This window comes from Aquimarina rubra (assembly GCF_042684305.1).
In the GTDB taxonomy this organism is placed as follows: domain Bacteria; phylum Bacteroidota; class Bacteroidia; order Flavobacteriales; family Flavobacteriaceae; genus Aquimarina; species Aquimarina rubra.
In genome coordinates this window covers 344,279-366,454 of the sequence record NZ_JBHULE010000002.1, presented here as the reverse complement: position 1 = coordinate 366,454, position 22,176 = coordinate 344,279, and the positions used below count along the sequence as shown (strand labels likewise).

At 34.4% G+C, this 22,176-nt stretch carries 19 protein-coding genes; 7 read left to right on the top strand and 12 right to left on the bottom strand.

All coding sequences use genetic code 11. The features are described from left to right. Nucleotides 1–27: 27 nt before the first annotated feature. The 3 genes from ACFSR1_RS02040 to ACFSR1_RS02030 all read right to left on the bottom strand — a co-directional run bounded on the left by ACFSR1_RS02040 (nt 28) and on the right by ACFSR1_RS02030 (nt 2,436). On the bottom strand, nt 28–393 hold the full coding sequence (locus ACFSR1_RS02040) for a hypothetical protein (RefSeq protein ID WP_378289124.1): 366 nt from the start codon (nt 391–393) through the stop codon (nt 28–30). A 380-nt stretch (nt 394–773) separates the two neighbouring features. Further along, entirely contained in the window at nt 774–1,454 is a 681-nt protein-coding gene (locus ACFSR1_RS02035; protein ID WP_378289122.1) for a hypothetical protein, read from the bottom strand. 106 nt (nt 1,455–1,560) lie between these two features. Next, a complete protein-coding gene (locus ACFSR1_RS02030) occupies nt 1,561–2,436 on the bottom strand; it encodes a LytR/AlgR family response regulator transcription factor (protein WP_378289120.1) in 876 nt (291 codons plus the stop codon). Between the two features lie 513 nt (nt 2,437–2,949). Between ACFSR1_RS02030 and tssD the strand changes: the two genes are divergently transcribed. The 5 genes from tssD (at nt 2,950) to ACFSR1_RS02005 (ending at nt 8,474) form a co-directional block, all read left to right on the top strand. Next, the gene (gene tssD / locus ACFSR1_RS02025) at nt 2,950–3,714 is read left to right on the top strand and encodes a type VI secretion system tube protein TssD (RefSeq protein WP_378289118.1); all 765 of its coding nucleotides are present in this window, start codon (nt 2,950–2,952) and stop codon (nt 3,712–3,714) included. A 9-nt stretch (nt 3,715–3,723) separates the two neighbouring features. Then, a complete protein-coding gene (locus tag ACFSR1_RS02020; protein ID WP_378289117.1) occupies nt 3,724–5,796 on the top strand; it encodes a M23 family metallopeptidase in 2,073 nt (690 codons plus the stop codon). Nucleotides 5,797–5,800: 4 nt separating this feature from the next. Further along, nucleotides 5,801–6,589, top strand: coding sequence for a hypothetical protein (locus ACFSR1_RS02015; RefSeq protein WP_378289115.1), 789 nt, complete (start codon nt 5,801–5,803; stop codon nt 6,587–6,589). Between the two features lie 109 nt (nt 6,590–6,698). Then, nucleotides 6,699–7,751, top strand: coding sequence for a hypothetical protein (locus ACFSR1_RS02010; RefSeq protein ID WP_378289113.1), 1,053 nt, complete (start codon nt 6,699–6,701; stop codon nt 7,749–7,751). Nucleotides 7,752–7,790: 39 nt separating this feature from the next. Next, nucleotides 7,791–8,474, top strand: a complete 684-nt coding sequence (locus ACFSR1_RS02005) for a hypothetical protein (RefSeq protein ID WP_378289111.1) — start codon at nt 7,791–7,793, stop codon at nt 8,472–8,474. Nucleotides 8,475–9,027: 553 nt separating this feature from the next. Here the strand turns inward: ACFSR1_RS02005 and ACFSR1_RS02000 are convergent. The 6 genes from ACFSR1_RS02000 to ACFSR1_RS01975 form a co-directional block, all read right to left on the bottom strand. Continuing rightward, a complete protein-coding gene (locus tag ACFSR1_RS02000) occupies nt 9,028–9,507 on the bottom strand; it encodes a hypothetical protein (RefSeq protein ID WP_378289110.1) in 480 nt (159 codons plus the stop codon). Between the two features lie 278 nt (nt 9,508–9,785). Then, entirely contained in the window at nt 9,786–10,355 is a 570-nt protein-coding gene (locus tag ACFSR1_RS01995; protein WP_378289108.1) for a cysteine hydrolase family protein, read from the bottom strand. 127 nt (nt 10,356–10,482) lie between these two features. Beyond that, entirely contained in the window at nt 10,483–11,160 is a 678-nt protein-coding gene (locus ACFSR1_RS01990; protein ID WP_378289106.1) for a DUF2490 domain-containing protein, read from the bottom strand. Between the two features lie 19 nt (nt 11,161–11,179). Further along, complete coding sequence (locus tag ACFSR1_RS01985) at nt 11,180–13,129, bottom strand: S9 family peptidase (RefSeq protein ID WP_378289104.1); 1,950 nt, start codon at nt 13,127–13,129, stop codon at nt 11,180–11,182. Between the two features lie 11 nt (nt 13,130–13,140). Further along, complete coding sequence (locus tag ACFSR1_RS01980) at nt 13,141–16,374, bottom strand: WD40/YVTN/BNR-like repeat-containing protein (RefSeq protein ID WP_378289102.1); 3,234 nt, start codon at nt 16,372–16,374, stop codon at nt 13,141–13,143. Between the two features lie 17 nt (nt 16,375–16,391). Next, complete coding sequence (locus ACFSR1_RS01975) at nt 16,392–17,165, bottom strand: MBL fold metallo-hydrolase (RefSeq protein ID WP_378289100.1); 774 nt, start codon at nt 17,163–17,165, stop codon at nt 16,392–16,394. Nucleotides 17,166–17,278: 113 nt separating this feature from the next. Here ACFSR1_RS01975 and ACFSR1_RS01970 point away from each other — a divergent pair, with 113 nt between their 5' ends. Next, complete coding sequence (locus ACFSR1_RS01970; RefSeq protein ID WP_378289099.1) at nt 17,279–17,512, top strand: hypothetical protein; 234 nt, start codon at nt 17,279–17,281, stop codon at nt 17,510–17,512. Between the two features lie 10 nt (nt 17,513–17,522). On the opposite strand, the gene ACFSR1_RS01965 is transcribed toward ACFSR1_RS01970, so the two are convergent. The 3 genes from ACFSR1_RS01965 to ACFSR1_RS01955 all read right to left on the bottom strand — a co-directional run bounded on the left by ACFSR1_RS01965 (nt 17,523) and on the right by ACFSR1_RS01955 (nt 20,793). Continuing rightward, complete coding sequence (locus ACFSR1_RS01965) at nt 17,523–17,876, bottom strand: hypothetical protein (RefSeq protein ID WP_378289097.1); 354 nt, start codon at nt 17,874–17,876, stop codon at nt 17,523–17,525. Nucleotides 17,877–18,145: 269 nt separating this feature from the next. Then, nucleotides 18,146–19,291, bottom strand: coding sequence for a serine hydrolase (locus tag ACFSR1_RS01960; protein WP_378289095.1), 1,146 nt, complete (start codon nt 19,289–19,291; stop codon nt 18,146–18,148). A 35-nt stretch (nt 19,292–19,326) separates the two neighbouring features. Then, on the bottom strand, nt 19,327–20,793 hold the full coding sequence (locus ACFSR1_RS01955; protein ID WP_378289093.1) for a M28 family peptidase: 1,467 nt from the start codon (nt 20,791–20,793) through the stop codon (nt 19,327–19,329). Nucleotides 20,794–21,011: 218 nt separating this feature from the next. On the opposite strand from ACFSR1_RS01955, the gene ACFSR1_RS01950 reads away from it, so the two are divergent. Beyond that, nucleotides 21,012–22,142, top strand: coding sequence for a vWA domain-containing protein (locus ACFSR1_RS01950; protein WP_378289091.1), 1,131 nt, complete (start codon nt 21,012–21,014; stop codon nt 22,140–22,142). Nucleotides 22,143–22,176 lie beyond the last annotated feature (34 nt).

Sequence of the window (22,176 nt, the reverse complement as noted above, 5' to 3'; positions counted from 1 at the left end):
TCTTTTTTTAATTTTTATGAGCAGTAATTATAAACTTTTCTTATTCCTCTTTCTATATATTTTTAGAAGGTACTCCAGTCTTTGTGTACTGATATCAAGTACGTTGATGAGTATTTTTTCATTCCCGTTTCTGTGATCATATTTCAGGTAATATTCTAATTGCCCTCCAGAGTAATTGGGCTCAGTAACTATATCTTCATTTTTTATTTCTGACCATTTTTTGATGCGAGTTCCTTTGTAGCTAATACCTGCGTCAGAAAGAATCAACTGAATACTTCTATCTTTTACAAGTTTGTATTTACTCTTTATTCCATAAACTGATATTGCAATGAATCCAATACCTATGAAGTAACTTAAAGAAAAAAAGGTATAGATCCCAAAACCGAAAAACAAGATAGAAAATACTATATGGAATATACTAGTAGACTTTGAATAATATATTCTAGTTTCTTTAGGAGCTTTTTTATTTTCGACAAATAGACTTTCCAGAATTTATGTAAAAATTTACAAACCTTGATATATGGATACTAATATAAGGATATCTATAAAGTGGGCAGTAATTTCTCAAAGTTGGGAAGAATTATGTAGGTGAAGTTAAACTTCAAAGACGGCTACTTTTGCGTCATACTGTTCTTTTGACATAGTTTTTAGTTTTAAAATTATTGCAGTAGGAATACTGCTTCTCTAGATATTGTGTCAAAAGAAACACAAATGTTACCTGTGCTATGGAATTATTTTGAAAAGTAGTGTTTTACCATACCTTTACCTATGTATCACTTAATTTTAGCAGTCTCAAATTTTTTCTCAATTCTTTTCTGCCAATACAGCAGTATCGGGATTCCGATAAGAGAAGGCAACGCAAAGGCCAAATACGGATTCATCAGGTCATATCTTGTCACCATGGTTGAGATAAATGCGGTTACTGTAGCAATATAACCGCCCATCATATTTCCGATATGGGATAAATACCAATGATACGCTTGTTCCGGCTTTTTGATGAGTGGACTTAGATTGGCATACGAAATCAAAAGTCCTCCAATACCAAATCCAATCGATAATAAAGCACCGCCCGAAGTAAATCCTCTTGCGATTCCATAATATAAGCCCAATATGATGAATACTATATTGGCAATGGCATTAACAATACCTGCAAACCAATCATACCAGGTACCTTTTTGTTGCTGATGTAGTTTTTTTAGTTTTAGAATTCGCACACCACAAAACACGCTGTAATAACTTAAGAAAGCAATAAGGAACAAAAATCGGTTGAACCGAAGTCCTGCTACTATGATTCCGGTAATAAAAACACCAGTCATAGCATAAAAGTACAATTTGCCGGATTTTCGGTGCCAGGTTTTTCCTTTGGGGCTAATCATTGCAATAAAACCGGAGATCAATGCCAGTGAACCGGCAAGAATATGAACGTATAAAATGTTGTTGGTCATCGTTTCCATAAGTAAGAATTTTGATGCTGCAAAACTCTTACAAGAAAATCAGATAACCCCTTTAATTATTGGTTTCGTGATGTATGGGACGTATTTGTGATGATTGGGCATAGGGCTATTTCAGATGATGTAAAAAATCTGAAATCATAGGGGCCTTGGCTCTCGAAACAGGAACCGTTTCTGTGATTCCTTTTAACCTTAACATCAGGTTTCTGGCATTGCCTTGTATCTCAATAATATGGTTGCCATTAACGATATAACTATTATGACATCTCAAAAAAGTAATCGGGGGTAACAATTCTTCGATATGCTTTAGTCTGTTACGGATGAGTTTTTTGTGAACCTGATCCCGGTCTGTAAAAAATACTTCTATATAATTACCATCTGATTTTATGTACACCAAATCTTTAGGATCGAGTCTAAGTTCTATTTCACCTTTTTCTGAAGGGATCATTACCGGTGGTGCTACAGGTATTTGATCAGAGGTACGGGCCAGAAGTTCGGTGTTTTTTGATTTCAAAACTTTGGTAAGGGATGTAGCCTTTTGTAACTGCTTTTTTTGATGCCTGTACTGTTCAAACATAATAGAAATCAAAATAGGGAAAATACTTATCGCAAAGGTTATGGCCGATGTGCGTGCCATTAAAGCTACTGCAGAAGCACGGGGATTTAGGATAAGTAATGTTAGCGACATTACAACAATCAGCAGGATAAGCACAAAAAGAAAGAGCAGGAACTCTTTTCCGACTGTCCATTTGTTTTCGGCCATAGCCTTTGGGAAAATTTTTTGTAACATTTTTACAGAACCTACAATGCTTAGCCCAACTAGTATCGAAACCATACTACCGCTAATGAGTAGGTAAGTGGTTCCAAAATCCTGAAATTGGAAAGGTTGTAAAACCACGATGATAAAAAATGTAATGATAACAGGGATCAGAACACTATAAACATTGAAGATGAAGGGATGAGGTTTTTTAAAAAAGGCAAGCATAGATCTGTTGTTCTAAAATAAGGGTTTAGGTTTTATTGGATTTCTTTTGCATTTTTTGTTCGCAGCGAGCTGTTGGACATTATAAATATACGAGAACATTAAAAATGAAATTACCGCATATGGCTAAAATAGTTCATTCTTGATGAGATGCCAGATATTTATATAGATGTGATTATAAATTAGAATGTGAAGACAAAAGATTTCTTTTATCCGTTTGTCCTGCGTTTTACCTGATAAAAGAAATTGTCAACGTGTATACTGTTTTGTAAAAACATCGTTCTTACTATACTCATCATGATGAGTATAAATGAACTTTTTATCGCGGGAAAATGTCCCTACATCGAATTCATGTATAACGGAACGTTTGTGAACGTTTTTTTTGATATTTTCATCTCGCAAATGAACTGATCTTGAATACTAGTTTTTAACCGAAAAGTTTGGCTTTTGTGCTATGATACCGTAGTTTTTTTTCGGCATAGCCTTAGCTACGGTTAAAAAAACTATAAAATTAGAGTGCAAAATGCGAATTTTGCAGGTCAAAGTAGTATCCAAGATAAGTTCTATAACCAAATTACTAAGCCTATGGCCTTTCAGGCAAAACTATTTATTAATGACGAAGAACGAAATGTGCTGGATAGTACATTTTTGTATCAACAACTGATCGATCATAATGGTCGCCCCAAAACCACGATACAAGGCGGAAGGATTACCTTACTCATAGAATCTACCAAGAATGATGAGTTGTTTTACGATTGGATGTTTTCTACGCATACAATGTACAATGGCTATGTGCGTTTTTATAAACGAGATGGATATAGCAAGCTTTTTGATTTTGAGTTTGCCAATTGTCACTGTATCCATTTACAGGAACGGTTTAATGCAGAAGGTAATAGCCCATTAAAAATGGAGTTGCTGCTGTCACCAGGAATCCAACGCGTACGAGATGTACTCTATGAAAAAAACTGGAATCCCAGCAATCCTTTTACAGAAGCCGCACCGATTACGGAACGGGAGGAAAGAAAAGATCTAATTATTGAATCTGCTCATTTCGAAGATGAATCTGGTAACAAAATAACAGAGTTAGAAAATGGGAAAGTCTATCTCGTTATCAAGACAAAAGATGGAGATGGTAAGACAGTGGATATTGATCTGTCAAGTAGAGAACATGATTTTAAGTACAACGGACAACGAGTAGAGGAGGATATCCTAACAGATGTGGCCATTGTAGGAGACACTACAAAAGTACTTTTAGAAATTATTGATGAACAAAACGCTTAACAAGATCAGATGATTACAATTTCAGAAACAGGAAATCCATCCAATCAGGTAACTACCGCCCCTCTAAAAAACCCGGTGATAAACAAGGTAAAAACTATAAAGGTCTTTGATACTGAAGCGAACGAGATAAAGTATGGAAGTAAAGAAGAAAATAAACTTAAGTCAGGAACAGAATATATTTTTGAAGTAAAGGAATATACTGTTGCCAAAGCTGCAACGCTTGAGGCTGATAAGGAAAATATAAAATGGTGTTTTTGGTTAGATAAAACTCAGGATAAACTGTCGGCTAAAAGTTTTGAGATCAAGGAAACATCGGAAAAAGAAGATGCCAAAGAAGATTTTCTGTTGATATCAAAAGCAGAAAATGAAGCAAAGAAGAAAGAAGAGAACTTTAAGGCTATTGATGAAAATGGAATTCTCTATGCGGAGCACATTGTAGAAGAAAAAGAAGGTGTTAAAACCATAAAACTGAAAGTAAAGTTTTCTAAATGGCTGGATGGAGAGAAAATCAAGACAGAAGCTTATATTGATAAACCAACACTAAGTTCTAGCAACAATTCTGTGGCTACAAGAAGTGTACTGGCAACTCCGGAAATTGCGGAAGTATATTGGATGTCTGCAGACGGAGAAAGATTAGAAGAGACTGGATATAGTGAAGATATTTATTTGTATATTAAAACATTAGGATTAACTGGTAAAACATTGGATACTAATATTTATGATAAAGATTTGACACCAAATCCTGCACCTATGACGACAACAGATGATTATGCGGATTGGGAAGAAAACAAGCTTAAGATTGAAGAGCGTGATCATATCAAACAATTTAAAGTAGGTAATAAGGAAACATATAAAGAAGCTGCTGCTGACGAAAAAACAGATGAGCAACAAGATTCATACAAAGCTATTTTCGATTTTGCGTATGTTGCAGAGTCTTCAAAAAAACAAGATCCTTATGAGTTGGAATTATATGTAACCATAGCAAATGCAAAGGATGTAGGTCTTAACATATCTGATGAACAAAACAAATTTGGGAATATCAAACTTACACCGAAAGAAACGATCAAGGATGCATTTTTTGCAAAAATAGACAAAGAAGAAGTGGTGGCAGATGGCCCAATGACAGAGGTTAAAAATAAGAAAGGTAAAAAAGTAGGAGAGAAAAACCCGACTACAACAGTTGATCATTACGAAAAATTAGAAGATGCAGTTATTGGGCAAAAAGTAAAACTAGTGGCTGAGTGTGATAATATCAATGACAAAGAAATTGTTTTTAAGCTATTCGAAAAAGAACCATTATTGGTAGCTAAAGATCAACCGTTACCCGTTTTACGAGAAGGTAAAGAAGTCACAGAAATCAAAGCTACCGTAGAAAATGGATATGCCGTTGCTGAGGTAGAATTATGGAAAGGGAAAGATAAAAAGACTGAATTTGAGAAGTGGAAGAAGACCTTAAGGAAAAGTCAAGATAATTATGTCACAAATTACTTAAAATTAATTGTTGAGGAAATAAATTCTCCAATTCCACAAATTAAAGAGTCTTATGAGGATTACACGTTTAAATTTAACGCTTGTAGATGGCACGATCCTTTAGATACTATGGCTTATAGGGGCTGGTATGGTCCTGGTTCTAATAGATGGGAGCCTAAGAGCAGTGCTTATCTTAAAAGTACGACAGCAAGAAATAGTGGTAAACATGAAGGACTAGATTTATACGCTCCTATTGGAACGACCACATATGCTTGTGTTGATGGTGAGATATATTTGAATTATTTTTCATCTACATATGGAAACTGTATTGGAATTAAGAGTCAATATTATGGAAAAACACTTTACTTTTTTTATGCACATTTAGATAAGAAACCAGATTTTAAAATAAACACTAAAATAAAAGCTGGTATTAAAATTGGAGAAACAGGGGTGACAGGTAATGCTAATAAGACTGATTCTAAGAAGAACCATTTACATTTTGAAGTTAGAAATACAAGCAATAAATCAGGTGGAAGAATAGATCCTTTGGAAAACGTACCTGAAATAAAGGATAACCTTATAATTAACCCCAAAAAGGAAAGTCAAACATAATAGTATGAAGTCAGTTTTAATATATTTAGCAGTATTTATAGTTTTATTTTCTTGCAAAAATTCCTCAAATCAAAGCCAAGTTTCTAAGATTAAATTAGAAAGTGACACTGCTGCAGTAGTTAGTAAAGATTTTGTTAATAAACAAATAGGGAGCACAAATTTTGTTATTCCTAAGGAAATAGAGACGCCCGAACAATTAAAAAAAATAATACCTTTTGAAATTGAGAAAACAGAAATCATCGATTTTAATGGGGATGGTAATAATGATTATTTGTGTAGGGCTAACAAAGCAATAGAAAATGGTGAGCTGGTTGTAGAGTATTGGGTGACATCTGATTTTACAATTAAAAGAGAGAATGAGATTTATATAGAATATGATTATAAGTGGTTTATCAACCTTGATAAAGACAAAGATCTTGAATTAGTAAAAGCACAAGGTGATGAAGACGGTATAAGTTATGGAATTTATAAGCAGGATTTTTCATTAAAAAATGATAAAATTTTATTCTATTTTAATCCTGTAATAGAGATGGATGGTAAGTATTATTGGGGTTATCCTTGGGAAATCTTGGATTTGAAAATAAAAGCAGAAGATTCAAATGAAATAAAAACGTCCCTATCTCATAAGATTGTTAGGGATGGTAATATTAAAACTCTTGAAGATCAAAGTATTTTACCAGCGATAATATTTAGCGGTAAATCTAAAATGGAGATGGAAATCCTTAATTTGAATAACATTGGATATTTGAGTGTCTACGAAATTCAAAAGAATATTTTCTTCAATAAAAAATAATCCCAACTCCGCAAAATCTACTGGCTTTAGGGTATATCTATCCGCTTCAAATCTTCACGTAAAGTCAGGAAACTTTGTAGCGGAGATAGATAATTTAAATGAATAAACGATGTATATAAAGTGGTTTTTCCTAATTTTTATTTCAGCAGTATTCATTTGTTGTAAGAGAACAGATGGAAGTAGAGAAACTTTTAAGGCCGCTGTTGATAACAAAGTGACCTCAAATAAAGCTCCTCAAAAAGATGTCCAAAGTAAAGACGTTGCGAAATATAAACTTCCATTTGGGGCCGAAGAGCTTTTATCAAGTAAATTTCCAAAGGATACCACTATCGTTTTTGGTTACAATATGAATGAAAGACCAGAAATAGAAAAAACAATCGAAAAAATTGATAAGTACTACAAGGTTTTTAATCTTTGGAGTAAAGAAGATAGTATCAAAGTCTCGTATAATGATAGTAAAAATGATTATAGCTCTACACCGGAGAACTACAGATACTATGATATCCCTTTAGTAAGTGCCAAGAAATCAAAACTTACTGAAAACAATTTGTTTTATTGTAGACCTTATGAATCTTTTGTCAAAACAGGAAAGATAAGCGACTTAGATACTTTTGATGTTTACCTATATTCTACATTCCCAAAATACTATGATCACAATTTTGGCAACAATTGTAATGGAGATAATCCCGTTACTGTTACCGATTTAGTAGTCAAGTCAAAAGAGGGTAAACTAATTGATGCTTGTAACATTTATTATAGTACAAATGAACCTGTTAATACATATCAAGTCTATCCGTATATTGATAATAATTTTATCATTACACTACAATCAATGATGGGTGGAGAAAGCTTTCAGTACATAAGAAATGAAAAATGGCAAATAAAGCCAAATGGTAAAATTGTACGATTTTATGAAAAAGATGGCTTGTATAAAGGAAGAGAAGAACAAGGTTTGGTAAAGAATTCAATGAGAGAAGGTGTCTGGATAGAAATGAAACCGAATGGTTTTGTAAACGAAATGACATACTTAGAAGCTGAGTTTAAAGAGGGAGAACCCATCAATGAATGGAAGTACTATTCATTTAAGAATTTCAATAAAGGAAATCTTTTATATACAGAAACCTTTAAAAACGGGAAGCTTCATAAGAGAGTTTTTAAGTAGTAGAGGATGGTCTTTTTCGCTCGAATAATCTTTATTTCTATGTTTTTGATTGGGTGTGATCAAAAATCTGTTAAAAACAATAAGAGTAAAATAAATCCTTCAAGCACGGAAAAGCAAGATTTTCTGGCATATTTTCAAAAACAATATTCCGGACTTCAAGGTAAAGATGATAAGTTAATTTACGAGGACGAAAAAGTCAAAATCTATGCGAATCATAGTATAATAGAAGAAGGTGAAGAAAAGTTGATTATATATTCTGATAGACAGGATACATTATTAACATTCGAACACGATGATGGGGGAAAGATTACTTTCCCATTTGCTTTAAATGATGAAGAGGAGACGTTTATCAATTTCTTTGAAGTTTGGGAAGGCAGTGGTTTTCTAAGTAAAAAGAACTTCTATCATTTAAACACAAATGACTATTCTCTTGATCCAGTTGTTGAGACGGAATTTAAAACTATGTTAAATGATGTGAAAAAAAGGTTTAAAATAAAAGACAGTATATATACAAGAACAGGAGAGTTGTATGAGAATTATGCTTTTGATAAGTCCTGTTTTAATAAAAATGGCGAACTACCATTTAAGTTGGTTTTGTTTAATCATGATCAACCAAGCCTTAATAAAGGTTTAGAAGGTTTTAAAACTTTAAATGGAATCTATAAATTTGAAAAGGATGATAATTATATTTTAAAACCTGTATTCATAGACTTGATAGATTAAATGGTAAAAATTGTAAAATCAATATTATTGCTTAGTGCTTTAGCATTTTTATTTTACACAAAGAATAACAACGAAAGCGTTTCTGGAAATCTATGGCAAAATTCTAATAGGAAACAAAGCTTATTAACTAACCTCAATGAATATCAGGTAACTAAAAAATGTTTCAAGGATCATTATAAAATTAGTCTGGATACCATCAAGCAAAATATTCTTATACAAAAGAACGATCAAGACTTTGAAATACCTGCAACCAAGCTCCGCAAAGTCTCCCAACTTCGCGGAAAGCTTTAACTGGATAGACATTACTCAAAGTCAGGAGACTTCGCTGAGCTGGTAGCAGATAAGATTCTAAAAACACACCCAAGAGTTTCTAACATCCGCTTTTCGCGGATATTGAAACACTATCCCTTTCAAGAGGGAAGAATCAGTTATGTTTTTTTTAGGCTTACTCTGGATCTGTTTTTGTGGTTCCTGTCATTCCAGTGTATACCGGAATCTGAAATCCATTGCACGCTTTTTGTTGTGATTTTGGATTTTCGCTATACAGCAGAGTTTATAAATTATCTGATATAGCATTCTGATTTCCGAAAACAAGAATACTTACAATAGCTCCTATTGCGAACCCTACCAGTAGATATGAGTCAAAATCTAAACGCTCTAAACTAACCGAATTATCAATTCCAATTTGTGTATTTAACTTTGACATGACATTTAATCGATAATTAAGTAATACGATTTTACATTGCCAGCTAAGAATACCTCCTCCAATAATAAGAAGGTATGTTAGTATCTTTTGACGAACAATATTTAGATTCGTGAAATATCTAACCCATAAATAAAACAATGGAATAACTCCAAGGGATATCGCAAAATAGAGACGATCCTGAAAAAGTCTACCCATACTATTACTGAAAATTTTGATCTCTCCTTTATTTAAAAGTAAAAAGGAGAGATTAATGAAGTTACCATACAGAACAAATCCAACAATTGTTAACGCAATTACTGCTCCTGAATACACTAGAACTTTTTTCATTTTTACACTATTAGTGGCATTAAATATACAACGCACAGAAAAATATATTGATACTTATGGATAAATGATGAATATAAACTTCTAACTAAAGGAAAAGGAACTCTTACTGTTGAGTTTTTACGTGGATTTTCCTACTGTTTTGTCATTCCAGTGTATACTGGAATCCATTGTGTGTTTCGTGCTATGTTTCTAGATTCCACTATACTGTAGCCTGAGCTGGGTCGAAGGAGCGGAATGACAGTAAAGGAAAGTTTATGAGTTTTTATACACTAGCATTACTACAAGGTGTCGAGTAGTTGTTCTGTCTGTACAATCGTCGCAAACTCATCCTTTAGATTGGCAATTTCGATGTCATGCACCATCTGGGCGCTGTAGTGATCCCCGTTAGCACCTATTTTATCAAAAGCTGCGACACCATCTTCTATTAAAAAGACGCTAAATCCATAGTTAGACGCCATTCTGGTACTGGTAGATACACAATGTTCTGTGGTGAGACCAACAATGACCACGTTTTTGATACCTGCATCTTCTAATTGTGTTCTTAGATCTGTACCAATAAAAGCACTGTTTACATCTTTTTCGATCACAGGTTCGTTAGGTTTCGGTACAATAAAATCCTGGAAGTCATTTCCAGGATTTCCTTTGGCTAAAGGAGATTCAGGATTGGTAGAGCAATGTTTTACATGATAGATGGGTAATCCTTCTGTTCTCCACTTTTTTAGTAATGCCTCTATGTTTTTTTCTGCCGTTGGGTTATTACGCTCCGTACCATAATATCCGGGACTATTAATCCCTTTTTGCACGTCTATCAGCAATAGTGCCGGGTTGTCTTTTTTTGTCAATGTCATTGTTTACTTTACTATTAGGCTTCGCTCTTTTTTAAGGATCACAAATTTCGAACTTTGGGTAATCATAGAAAATTCATAAACTTTTACCGGTACATTGAGCGTAGTCGAAATGTACCGGTGAAATTATTTATCCTTTCTTTCTAAAGTCGGTATTATAGAAAATACCTAACTGCAATCGATCAAAATTGATTCCGGTAAAATGGTTTTTCAGATATCCTAATTGAATACTGAAGTTTGATTTTACATTATATCCAACGGCGCCATACAATCGATTTTGACCAAAAATAGGTTCTTGTAGATTGATAAACACTTCGTCATATACATTCAAGAACCATTTGTCATTAAAAGGGTAGGTGAGTTGTAATCGATATCGTGCCCGATGCTCGGTAAAATCATCTGCTTGCGAACTAATAAAACGCTGTTCCAGCCTGTACCGATGTTCAAATTTTACTTTACCTACAGTGTTTTTAAGAATAAATTGCTCAAATATCCGATGCTCCTGGCTGTTTTCTTCTCCCGGAATATCTTCAAAAGTCCCATCGGTACTGATATAGGCATAACCTGCAGTTGCAATGGCATTTTCATTGAGATGATAGTTGAGCCCTGTACGTAGTAATAATTGATTAAACGAGTCGGCGATTTCATAGAAACGAAATTGTGCTTCAGAATGAATACTAAGTTGATCTGTGATTTGATTGGTGCCAAAATACATATACCAGGCGCCCCATTCATCTTCTCCTGTTTCCTGGCCATAGTTATATAAGGCACTTATACATAGTGCTAGTGCTAATACGGTTTTTTTCATACAATAGTTTACTGCGTTTTTAAGATTCAGTCGCTACCGGTTTATCTTCGGATTTTCCATCATTGATGGTCTCAGATCCAGATCCTTTTAGGTATTTATCCAGGAATTTTAAGATTCTTCCATAGGCTTCAATCTGATTTTCCTTCTTTACAAAACCGTGTCCTTCATCTTCGAATAATACATATTCTACAGGTACTCCATTTTTCTTCACACCTGCTACAATTTCATCCGACTCTACTTTTAGTACTCTTGGGTCTTTAGCTCCTTGCAGTACAATCAAAGGTTTGGTGACTTTTTCTGTATGGAACAGCGGCGAAATCTGGCGTAATCTTACGGAATCTGAAGTATTAGGATCACCCATTTCTGTATATAAAGCTTCTTTAAAAGATTCCCACCAAGGCGGAATGCTTTTTAGAGTTCGAAGCCAGTTGGTTACTCCAAAAATATTCACTCCTACTTTAAATTCTTCTGGTGTGTAAGTAAGTGCAGCCATCGTCATATATCCACCATAAGAACCTCCTATGATTCCGATTTTATCGGCATCGATAATATCTTGTTGTGCCAGCCAATCTTTTCCTGCTACGCAATCTTTTAGATCTTTATCTCCGTGGTTTTGATCGTCCATTTTGTAGAACGTTTTTCCGTAACCACTACTTCCTCTATTATTGACAGCTAAAATTGCATATCCGTGATTGACATAATACTGAATTTGTGAACTGAAACCTTGTCTGGATTGCCCTCCTGGACCACCGTGTACCCACACCAATGCCGGTACTTTATTGTCTGCTGTTGCTTGTTTTGGTTTGTAATAAATAGCAGGGATTTCTAATCCATCAAAGGATTTAAAACGTACCACTTCTGATGCTACCAAATGATCCGGATTGATGTCTTTATTGAGTACATCCGTAAGCTGATGGTATTCTTTTGATGCTACATCATAGGAGTATACGTTTCTTGGAGTACTGGATCCCGAAACATTTAAGAATGCCATAGATTCATCTCTGGAAAAATTAGCACTAGAAATTTCTTTATTTTCGAACGAAGGAAATTCTACTGCCTTCCCAGTAGCAACCTCTTTTACATCCATGACAGTTTTAGCATCCTCATTGGTAAACATTACCTGATATTTTCCATTTCTTGTGAAATAAAATGAATTGATATCCCAGTTTTTTTCTACTACCTTTTCTTTGGTACCATCGGCAAGATTATATTTCATCAAATAACTAAACTCTGCATTATCATCAGTAGTATAATAGAAAGAAGTGTTATCCGGAGAAAAATCCTGAGGTCGATTACCACTTGTATTCTCATTGATTTTAGTTTTTTCTTTGGTTTCTGTATTCATGATATACAGATCGACATCATTGGTAGTGACTGCTTTGGTAAGGGCAATATATTTTCTGTCTTCAGACATTCCGCCAAAATCCATTCCGTCATTATTTTGATAAATCATTTTGGAAGTAAAGTCAGCTATATTCATTTCATAATGATCCATATACTTAGGATCACGTTCATTACTTCCGTAAAAGAAACTCTTTCCATCTTTTGACCAACCTCTAAACAAGGCTCTTACTTTGATCTCAGGAGTTAAACGCTTGATACCGGAACTGTCTTTTAGAAAAATCTTATAGATTTCATCACCATTGCCATCCATTCTAAAGAGGATTCTATCATCTTCGGGGAAATATGAAATTCCGAATATGGAAGAACTATCTGATTGCGTTACAGGAATCATTTCTCCGCCTTTAACTGAAGTTGTATACATATTATAGATACCAGAACGGTTACTAGTCATTAGTACTTTGGACTTGTCAGTAGAAAACCCATTGGCAAATGCATTTTCGTTATCCATAAATTGCTCAATTGAATACTCTTCAATTGCAATCGGTTGAGCAATCTCTTCTTTCTTTTCCTTTTTACAGGAGTGGAGTAGTAGTACTCCAATTCCTAAAATGATAAGTTTTTTCATGTGTGAACGTTTTATTTTATGGTAAAGGTTTTTATTTCTTTAAAAGGAGAAGTTTCTAGCTTCTCTATGGATTCCTGATAAGGTTTCCAGTCATTTGTAAAGAAAGCATTTGTTTTTTCTAAAGCATCTGCCAAAGCATCTTTAGCTTGATTGATCAATGTATTCTCGGTTTTGGTCAATCCATTTTGTCGACTACCGGTATACCATCCTGCTGTACCTAGACGTTGCATTACAGTTACTTCAGGATTACGTGTGATTCCTTGTCGTTTATCTTCTTTGCCAAGATATATTGCCACTGTCGAATCGATTTTTTTAATGATGTCTTTAGAGGCTTTGATCTGATCTTTAAATTTCTTTTTATCCAATTTCTTTAGTTCTTTCTGATATTTTGAAGCTATTTCTTTACTTTCTACCAACTGTTTTACAGCATCTGCTGCGGTTTGTCTCATGGCTTCCAGTTCCTTTGAAGCCGTGTAGACTTCGTTTATATTTTTCTGAGAAACCTGTAGTCTTGGATCTGATTTTACCTGTATGGAGGTTTCAGATTTTTGATCTCCATATTCCATTACTAGTTTGTAAGTTCCAGGTTTTACGCTTACACCGCCAGGTTCTCCTTTACGTTTCTGGATTTCTCTAGACGGTCTATCAACACCTTTCTCATCCATAAACCAACGCATTTTATGAATTCCTGTAGAGTCGGGAGTTTTTTGTTTTAGCGTTCTGATCAAACGATCTCCATCATACACTTTTAGGTGAATAGAATCCCATTTCACCTTTTTTTCTTCTTTTTCGTCGTCAGTAGTATCCTTTTCTTCTTCATCATTCTCATTGTCTTCTTCTTTACCGTCTTTCTCTTTTTTAGACGCATCTTTTTGCTCCACGGTTACAAAATAAGAGATATGCGCTCCGAAATCACGGTTTTCGCCATTAAACAAAGCATCGCCACCAAAACGACTCCCTGTAGGTTGCTGATAGGCCGCTTGGTATCCAACAGGAGGTTCGAATATTTGTAGTTTCTGGCTCAGGATACTTTTGTTTTTTGCTAAAGCGCGCAGTGGTCTGATATCATCCAATATCCAGGCAGCTCTACCAAAGGTTCCTATAACCAAATCGTGTTCTCTGGGTTGGATCACTAAATCTTTTACAGAAACGGTAGGGAAACCGGATGTCCATTTTGTCCATTTGTTTCCTGCATCGAGAGAAATATACAATCCATCATCGGTTCCTAGGAACAATAAATTTCTTTCTACAGGATCTTCTACAATGCTCAATGCATAGCTTTTTACATCACTACCATCTACAATACGTTGCCAGGTTTTACCATAGTCAACCGTTCTATATGCGTACGGCGTATAATTAAATCTTCTGTAATCATTGGCCACTAATAATGCTTCTCCTTTTCTTTTATTAGAAGCTTTGATCTGCACAATCCAACTACCTGCCGGTAAGCCTTTGATGTTTTTAGAAATATCTGTCCAGTTTGCGCCTCCATTTTTAGTAATATGCACACGACCATCATCTGTAGCCGCCCAAAGCATATTTTGTTCTAAAGAAGAAGGTTCAATCACCAATATAGTACAATGATTCTCTGCTCCGGTGGCATCCATCGTTAAACCACCACTTTCTGCTTGTTTTAGTTTTTCGGGATTATTAGTGGATAAATCCGGTGAAATGATTTCCCAGGTCAATCCTTTGTCTTTACTTTTATGTACAAACTGACTTCCGAAATACAGCGTATTATTATCAAAAGGATCAATATTGATTGCAGCATTCCAGTTGAAACGTAACTTAACTTCTGGATCTGGATGTGTGGGTCTAACCGTATAGTTATTACCGGTCATCCAATCATAACGACTTACAAATCCTTGCTGACTCATAGACCATCCATATCTAGAATCATCTTTATCTGGTACCACATCAAATCCATCTCCAAAAGAAATCTCTTGCCAGTATGAATTTCTGATTCCCTGAGCTTTCCAAACATAGGCAGGTCCACGCCAGCTACCGTTATCCTGCATACCTCCGTATACATTATATGGATATTCATTATCTACATTAATATGATAAAACTGAGCAACCGGTAAATTTCCAATAAACCTCCAGGATTTTCCTCCATCACGAGTGATATTTAGTCCACCATCATTACCATCGATCATAAAATTACCATCTTCTGGATGAATCCACCAGGCGTGATGATCCGGGTGTACTCCATTATCCACACCATACGCCGGCATAAGTTGTGTGAAGTTTTTACCACCATCTTCAGATACGTTTACATAGGTAAATACAGAATACACGCGGTTTTCATTCTGTGGATCCACATAAATTTCTGAATAATAGAAAGGACGATTACCAATATCATTCTTGTCGTTTATTTTTTTCCAGTTAAAGCCACCGTCTTCTGACTTATAGAGAGCATTTTTCTTGGCTTCGATCAATGCATATACAATATTGGGTTTATTTCGGGAAATTGCAATTCCGATACGTCCTAAATCTCCCTTTGGTAAACCATCTTTATCCGTTCTTTCTTGCCAGGTTTTTCCGCCATCGTGAGTGATATATAGTCTGGAACCTTCTCCTCCTGATTTGAAAAACCAAGGATCACGTTTATGTTCCCATAAGGCAGCAATCAATTTATTAGGATTAGAAGGATCCATAATCAGATCAGCTGCCCCCGTTTTATTATTTGCAAAAAGTACTTTATTCCATGTCTCTCCACCATCAGTAGTTTTAAAAACTCCTCTCTCAGGATGTTCGCCCCAAGGTGATCCTATAGCTGCTACATAAACGGTGTTCGGATCTGTAGGATCCACAATTACTCTATGAATATGTCGGGTTTTTTCTAAACCCATTAGTTTCCAATTCTTTCCTCCATCTAAAGACTTATAGATTCCATAACCACCGTTCAGACTATTTCTGGGATTTCCTTCACCGGTTCCTACCCATATTACTGAGGGATTAGACTGTTGGATAGCTACAGCTCCGATAGATGCAGTCACTTGCTTATCAAAAACAGGTTCCCATTTGATCCCGCCAGAAGTAGATTTCCAAAGTCCTCCTGAGGCTGTTCCTGCATACATAATATCCGGATCTGAAGTAACCACATCTATAGAGGTGACACGACCACTCATTCCACCGGGGCCTATATTACGTGGATTCATTTTTTTTACATAATCCATCGAAAATTCCTGTGCAGAAATTGTTGAAACCAGGATAATAGAAATTAGAAATAACAGTCTTTTCATTGTATAGCGTGAGTTAATTATAGTTGTATTTGTTGTTCTAGTGTTGTTAAGAAATATATATCGGGATTTTTTTTCTTCATATCCAGTAATTCTTGTTGTTGTATTCTTGGCGATATATGTGTCGCAATAATTTGTTTAGGATTGATATGGTTTTTAATTTGTTGGGATGCGTTATTTTCTAAAAGCATCCAATAAGGTAGTATTGCAATATCTATGTGCTCATTGGTCAGATCCAATTGATTAAATAGATTGATCTCTTCCATCCAATTAGTATCACCCACATGCAAAATTCTATGAGTACCCAAATGGATTATATAGCCTATATTCTCCACCGCTGTATGTCTTTTGCCTGCGTGATTTATTTTTAGTCCGGTAATTTTGAAATCTTTAACCTTAATGGTTTGCTTGTTATAATTGGTGGTGGATATGGTAAACAACCTATCTTTGGAAGTTTTAATTTCTTTAGTAATCTGATTGGACCCAAACAAAACGGAATTTTTGTTAGACGCCAGATACTCATTGGCTAAGGATGCACTAAAATGATCTCCGTGATAATGGGTGAATAGAATAGCATCTGGTTGTAACTCCTTGTTTATTTTATGTATTAAAGAAGAGGTAGGAAAAAGGTAATCCTCACCGTATTTGGTATGCAGGCCGTCAATTAATACAGAAGAATCCCCATTCGATATATAAACCCCCATATTTCCCGTGTAGATTAAAGAAAATTTCTTTTGGGAAAAACCAGAAATACCTAGAGAAATGAGCGTTAAAAGGAAAAATCTTTTTAACATTTTTTGATTGATTACCTAATTGTGAGCCTAAAGTTAAGAAAATGACAATGCTAAACTCTTAAAGGGGTGTTAAGGTGAAAAATGGCTACATTTGAAAGACTAAAACCAACTAGATGAAATTTATAGAACTCACCTTAAAAAACCATATCATTCTTCATGGTTTTGATGCCAGAAATCAGGAAATTACAGAAGAAGTATCGGTAGAAATTGCCTCAAAAAAGTTGATTTCGGTGGATAGAATACTTTCTTTGAGTGAAAAATATATTTTGATTAAATATGCTTATGATAGGATCATATATTGGGAGTATTTAGAAGAATATGAAGAGGTGAAGACTATGTTATCTTAGGCTTTTTAATTTAGGGTGTCATTACTTTTGATTTTTTGCTATTTCTGGCAGAGATTAATTTGAAGTCTTTGTTAACTTTAACGATGATGATGTTTCCTGTATGCAGATTGATCATTTTCCATCTAAATCCATAAGAAGTTTCAAAGATGGCTGACCTAGCCATTTTTCTTAAGTCGATTTCATCAATACGTTCGATAACTTCTGCGGCGAGTATATCAAGTCCTCGTCTTTCAACTTCTTCATCAGAAAGTTTACGATCTATTTGATTTTGGAGAGTGTCTGGAAAATTTTGCTTAGTAATAATACCATGAGGATACACGATACCAAAAGAAAGTATTGCTAAGAATAGTAGATATTGTTTCATATTTGTTGATTATAAGAAACTATATACTACGCCTTTGACATACTATATAGTTACTAAATTATTAATGTTGTAACCATACTGATGTAATTGCTTGTACTAAAATTTGACATTCTTAAAATAAAGGGGGATTCAAAATTAAGTGATTAAAAGCCCTTTTGTGATATAGTTTTGTTAAAAAAGTGTGAATAAATCATAAAATACAGAATTGGAGGTCCTATTTGTTGATTTTTTTTGAAGAATTGTTAAAGAAAATAAGTTTTAGGTATCACTTATTTATTTTGTTGTTTTTCCAGATTATATATGCTCCTTCCTAAAGTTGCCAGAAAAGGAATACCGATATTATCATACTCATAGTGGTCGTCATTAAAAATCCCGTTTTCATTTACGTGTATGGTAGCAGATAATATAAACTCAATATTGTTTTTTGTATCCTTTATATAAGCGCAATCTGTTAGATATCCATAGGCGTATCCTACTTTGTTATAAATTTTTATATGCTCCGGAATATCTTCTTTGGTATCGCCAAACATAAAGAATTTTACGTACCCATCATAGTATTCTTTTTTGTCGTAACCAGCGTCACTTGGTAAGGTTTGCATAGCTTTTAGAACGAAATCTCGATCTTTTTTAGCAATGTCAAAACGCTCTTCTTTTTGACATGTCTCAGGAAACTGAATCCGTTTCATCATTCCGTGTAATGAGCGCAAAGGGAGATAGTTTTTTTCTGAAAAATCTTTTGGTTGTTCTATTAAAGTATCATTATCTATATATCCTTTTCCCTTTGATATTTTTTTCAAAGACAATCTGACAGGAGGTGAGTTTTCTATGCTTTCTTGTTGGTACAGAAAAGTGCTATCTTCTACATTTTTTTTGAAAACAATTGATTGTGTCTTTAAATTATGAGCATTTAATACTGATAATCGATGTGAAATCCTGCCTTGTAAGTTTTTAGATTTCAATTTTTGATCTATATAATCTTGACCCAGAAACTCAAATAATCGATTATATGCCTGGTTGTCACTTACTGCAAAAATTTTAGTAATTTCCTTCTCTATATTGGTATAAAGCGTATCAGATTGAATGATGAACAGTTTTTTTCTGTCAATAGAAATTCTGTTTTTTTGTAATTCGTTCAATTTTTCTAGAGCAATCAGTGCGATGGGAAACTTAACAGAACTTGCAGGATAAAAATAGGTGCTATCAGCAACGTTGAATTCATAATCTGTGAAAATCACTTTTCCATTCTCATCTCGATCAATTTGACTGTACAAAATCTGAACTTCGTGTTTTTCGACACTCTGCATTACACGTTTTATTTGTTCCTTATCAGAATTTAGTATTTCATCCAGAGGATTTTTTTGTGTACAAGAGAACATTAAAAGGCTTACGATAATGATGGATGTAATAGATTTCATATGGTTTAGAAATTAAACGATGAGAAAATGATAATCTACTTTTTATTGTATAATTTTTTACCGGCCTCGTAATATTTATCACCTTCAACCCAAAAAGGAGTTTCAGGATTATTAGCAATATTTCTGCAAGCCAATACATAGGATTGAAAGAATTTTAATAGATAATCATAATCCAATGTATCCGGATTATCAGTCACCTGATGATAGTATTTGGTTATTTCTTCATCAAAAGCTGTAAAACCCATACTAAAAGTTGGTGCAGGAATTCCTTTAGCGGCAAAATGTACATTATCGGATCGATCAAATAAACCTTGCTCGGGAGCAGGATCATCAATAGCTTTTAGTCCAAAAGGAGTAGTTGCTTTTTTAATATCTTCTGCTGCGGTTGTTCGTTCCAGACCTACTATGGTGGCTATGCTCGTATCGTTATAACCTCCATTATCACTATTGAAACAATATACCATTTGGTTTAACGGGATCATAGGATGATTTACATACCATTTACTACCTAGTAACCCTTTTTCTTCTCCAGTGAATAAGATAAATAATGCAGATCTTTTGGTAGGATATTTAGCAATATTTTCTGCAGCAGATAATACAGTTACGGTTCCAACGGCATTATCTCTTGCACCATTATAAATAGAATCATTATCAATAGCTTTTCCTATACCTACGTGATCATAATGAGCAGAGTAAATGATAAACTCATTTTTTAGTTTAGGATCCGTTCCTTCAACCATTCCGACTACATTTTGTGAAACTACAGTACCCTTTTTAATCCCCTGAACTTCTAAAGAGGCGTTAATTTCTTTTTTATCGTCAAAGAATTTACTAATCTCTTCTTTCTGATCATTGATCCATAAATAGGTAAAATTATTGGGCTTTTCTTCTTCAGAAACACTCATTTTTTCTCCGTTAAAGCTATGCTCTAATTGTGACCAGGTTCTGTTATCTATACTATTAACTTCAATAATTCCTACTGCACCTCTTTCTTTGGCTAGTAAAGTCTTCTCTTTAATTTTAGAAAAGGCAAATCTAAGATTACTATTATCTTTTGTGCCAGAATAAGTAACTACTATTTTTCCTTTTACATCAACATTTTTATAATCTTCGGGTAAGCCGTAGTTAAGAAATAGTATTGGTCCGGAAAACGAGATGTTTGTTTTATTTAGTGTTACTATTTTGGAAGTTGTAAAATCCCCAATATTTAATGTGGCGTTCGTGAATGAAGAAGTAGTATTCAGCGTAACTTTTTGAAAATAGTTATTATTTTCTGTTACAGGTCTAACACCATATCCACGTAACATATTAGCTAGGTATTGAGCGGCTATTTTGTTTTCAGGAGTACCAGTCTGTCTTCCTTTTAATTCATCTGAAGCCAAAAAATAAATATGTCCCTCAATTTCACTTTTAGAAACGGTGGATGTTACTTTTTCGATATCGTCTTGCGCAAAATTTATGAATGGTAAGGCTACTAATAATGATAAAAATATATTTTTCATAAGATGATTAAGATGTTTTGTTATTTGATATATGCAATTCCCAGAGTATAGATTAAAAAATATGCCTGACTTCTCAAAGATAAGAATTGTGGTGAGTTTATGGAATGAGAACGGAAAGAGTTGTTATCTGAAGTAAATTCTCCAAAACATTTGTTAATTCTATGGGATTACTAGGTAGTTGAGTCGGTATCTTTTATAAAATGTGGTAAATTTATATGATGAAAGAGAAAAAGGGAATTTTTAAAAAAGGATTTGCTTTTAAGCATTATGAAGCTCCAGAACAATCTCCATTTGATAAACTTTTCGATATTTTTCAGGAGATTATTACACATACTTCGGGAGATCTGGATGAGGCTTTGGATTGGATGCGAGAGCTGGATAAAGAATATGAACTTACTAGTGAAGACTACACACTAGATGATTTTATTGAAGATCTCAAGAAAAAAGGATATATCCGAGAAGAAATCAAACCAGATGGAAAAGGAGGGATGTCTATTACTTCTAAAACCGAACGGGCTATCAGACAGAGAGCGCTGGATCAGATTTTCGGAAATCTCAAACGTAGCGGGTCCGGAAATCACAGAACCAAATATACTGGTAGAGGAGATGAGCACGCAGGTGAGTATAGAAACTATCAATACGGAGATGCGCTGGAACGAATATCCATCACAGAAAGTTTAAAGAACGCTCAGATCAATCATGGAATTGGAGAATTAAATCTTACCGAAGATGATTTGGTTGTAGAGGAGACACAGTTCAAAGCTCAGATGAGTACCGTATTGATGATTGATATCAGTCATAGTATGATTTTGTATGGAGAAGATCGTATTACTCCTGCAAAGAAAGTCGCTATGGCACTGGCTGAGCTTATTACGACAAGATATCCTAAAGATACGTTAGATATTTTGGTGTTTGGTAATGATGCCTGGCCAATAGCTATTAAAGATTTACCATATCTTCAGGTTGGACCTTATCATACAAATACAGTAGCCGGATTACAACTGGCTATGGATATGCTGAGAAGGAAACGTAATACCAATAAGCAGATTTTTATGATTACCGATGGAAAACCTAGTTGTCTTAGGATGCCGGATGGACAGTATTATAAGAACAGTAATGGGTTAGATCGCCAAATTGTAAACAAGTGCTATATGATGGCACAACAAGCCAGAAAATTACATATACCTATTACAACTTTTATGATTGCACAAGACCCCTATCTGATGCAGTTTGTAAGAGAATTTACCTATGCCAATCAAGGAAAGGCTTTTTATACAGGTTTAAAAGGGTTGGGAGAGATGATTTTTGAAGATTACGAAACCAATAGAAAAAAAAGAATTAGAGGATAAAAGATAACCCAAAATATAGAATATACTACGGAAA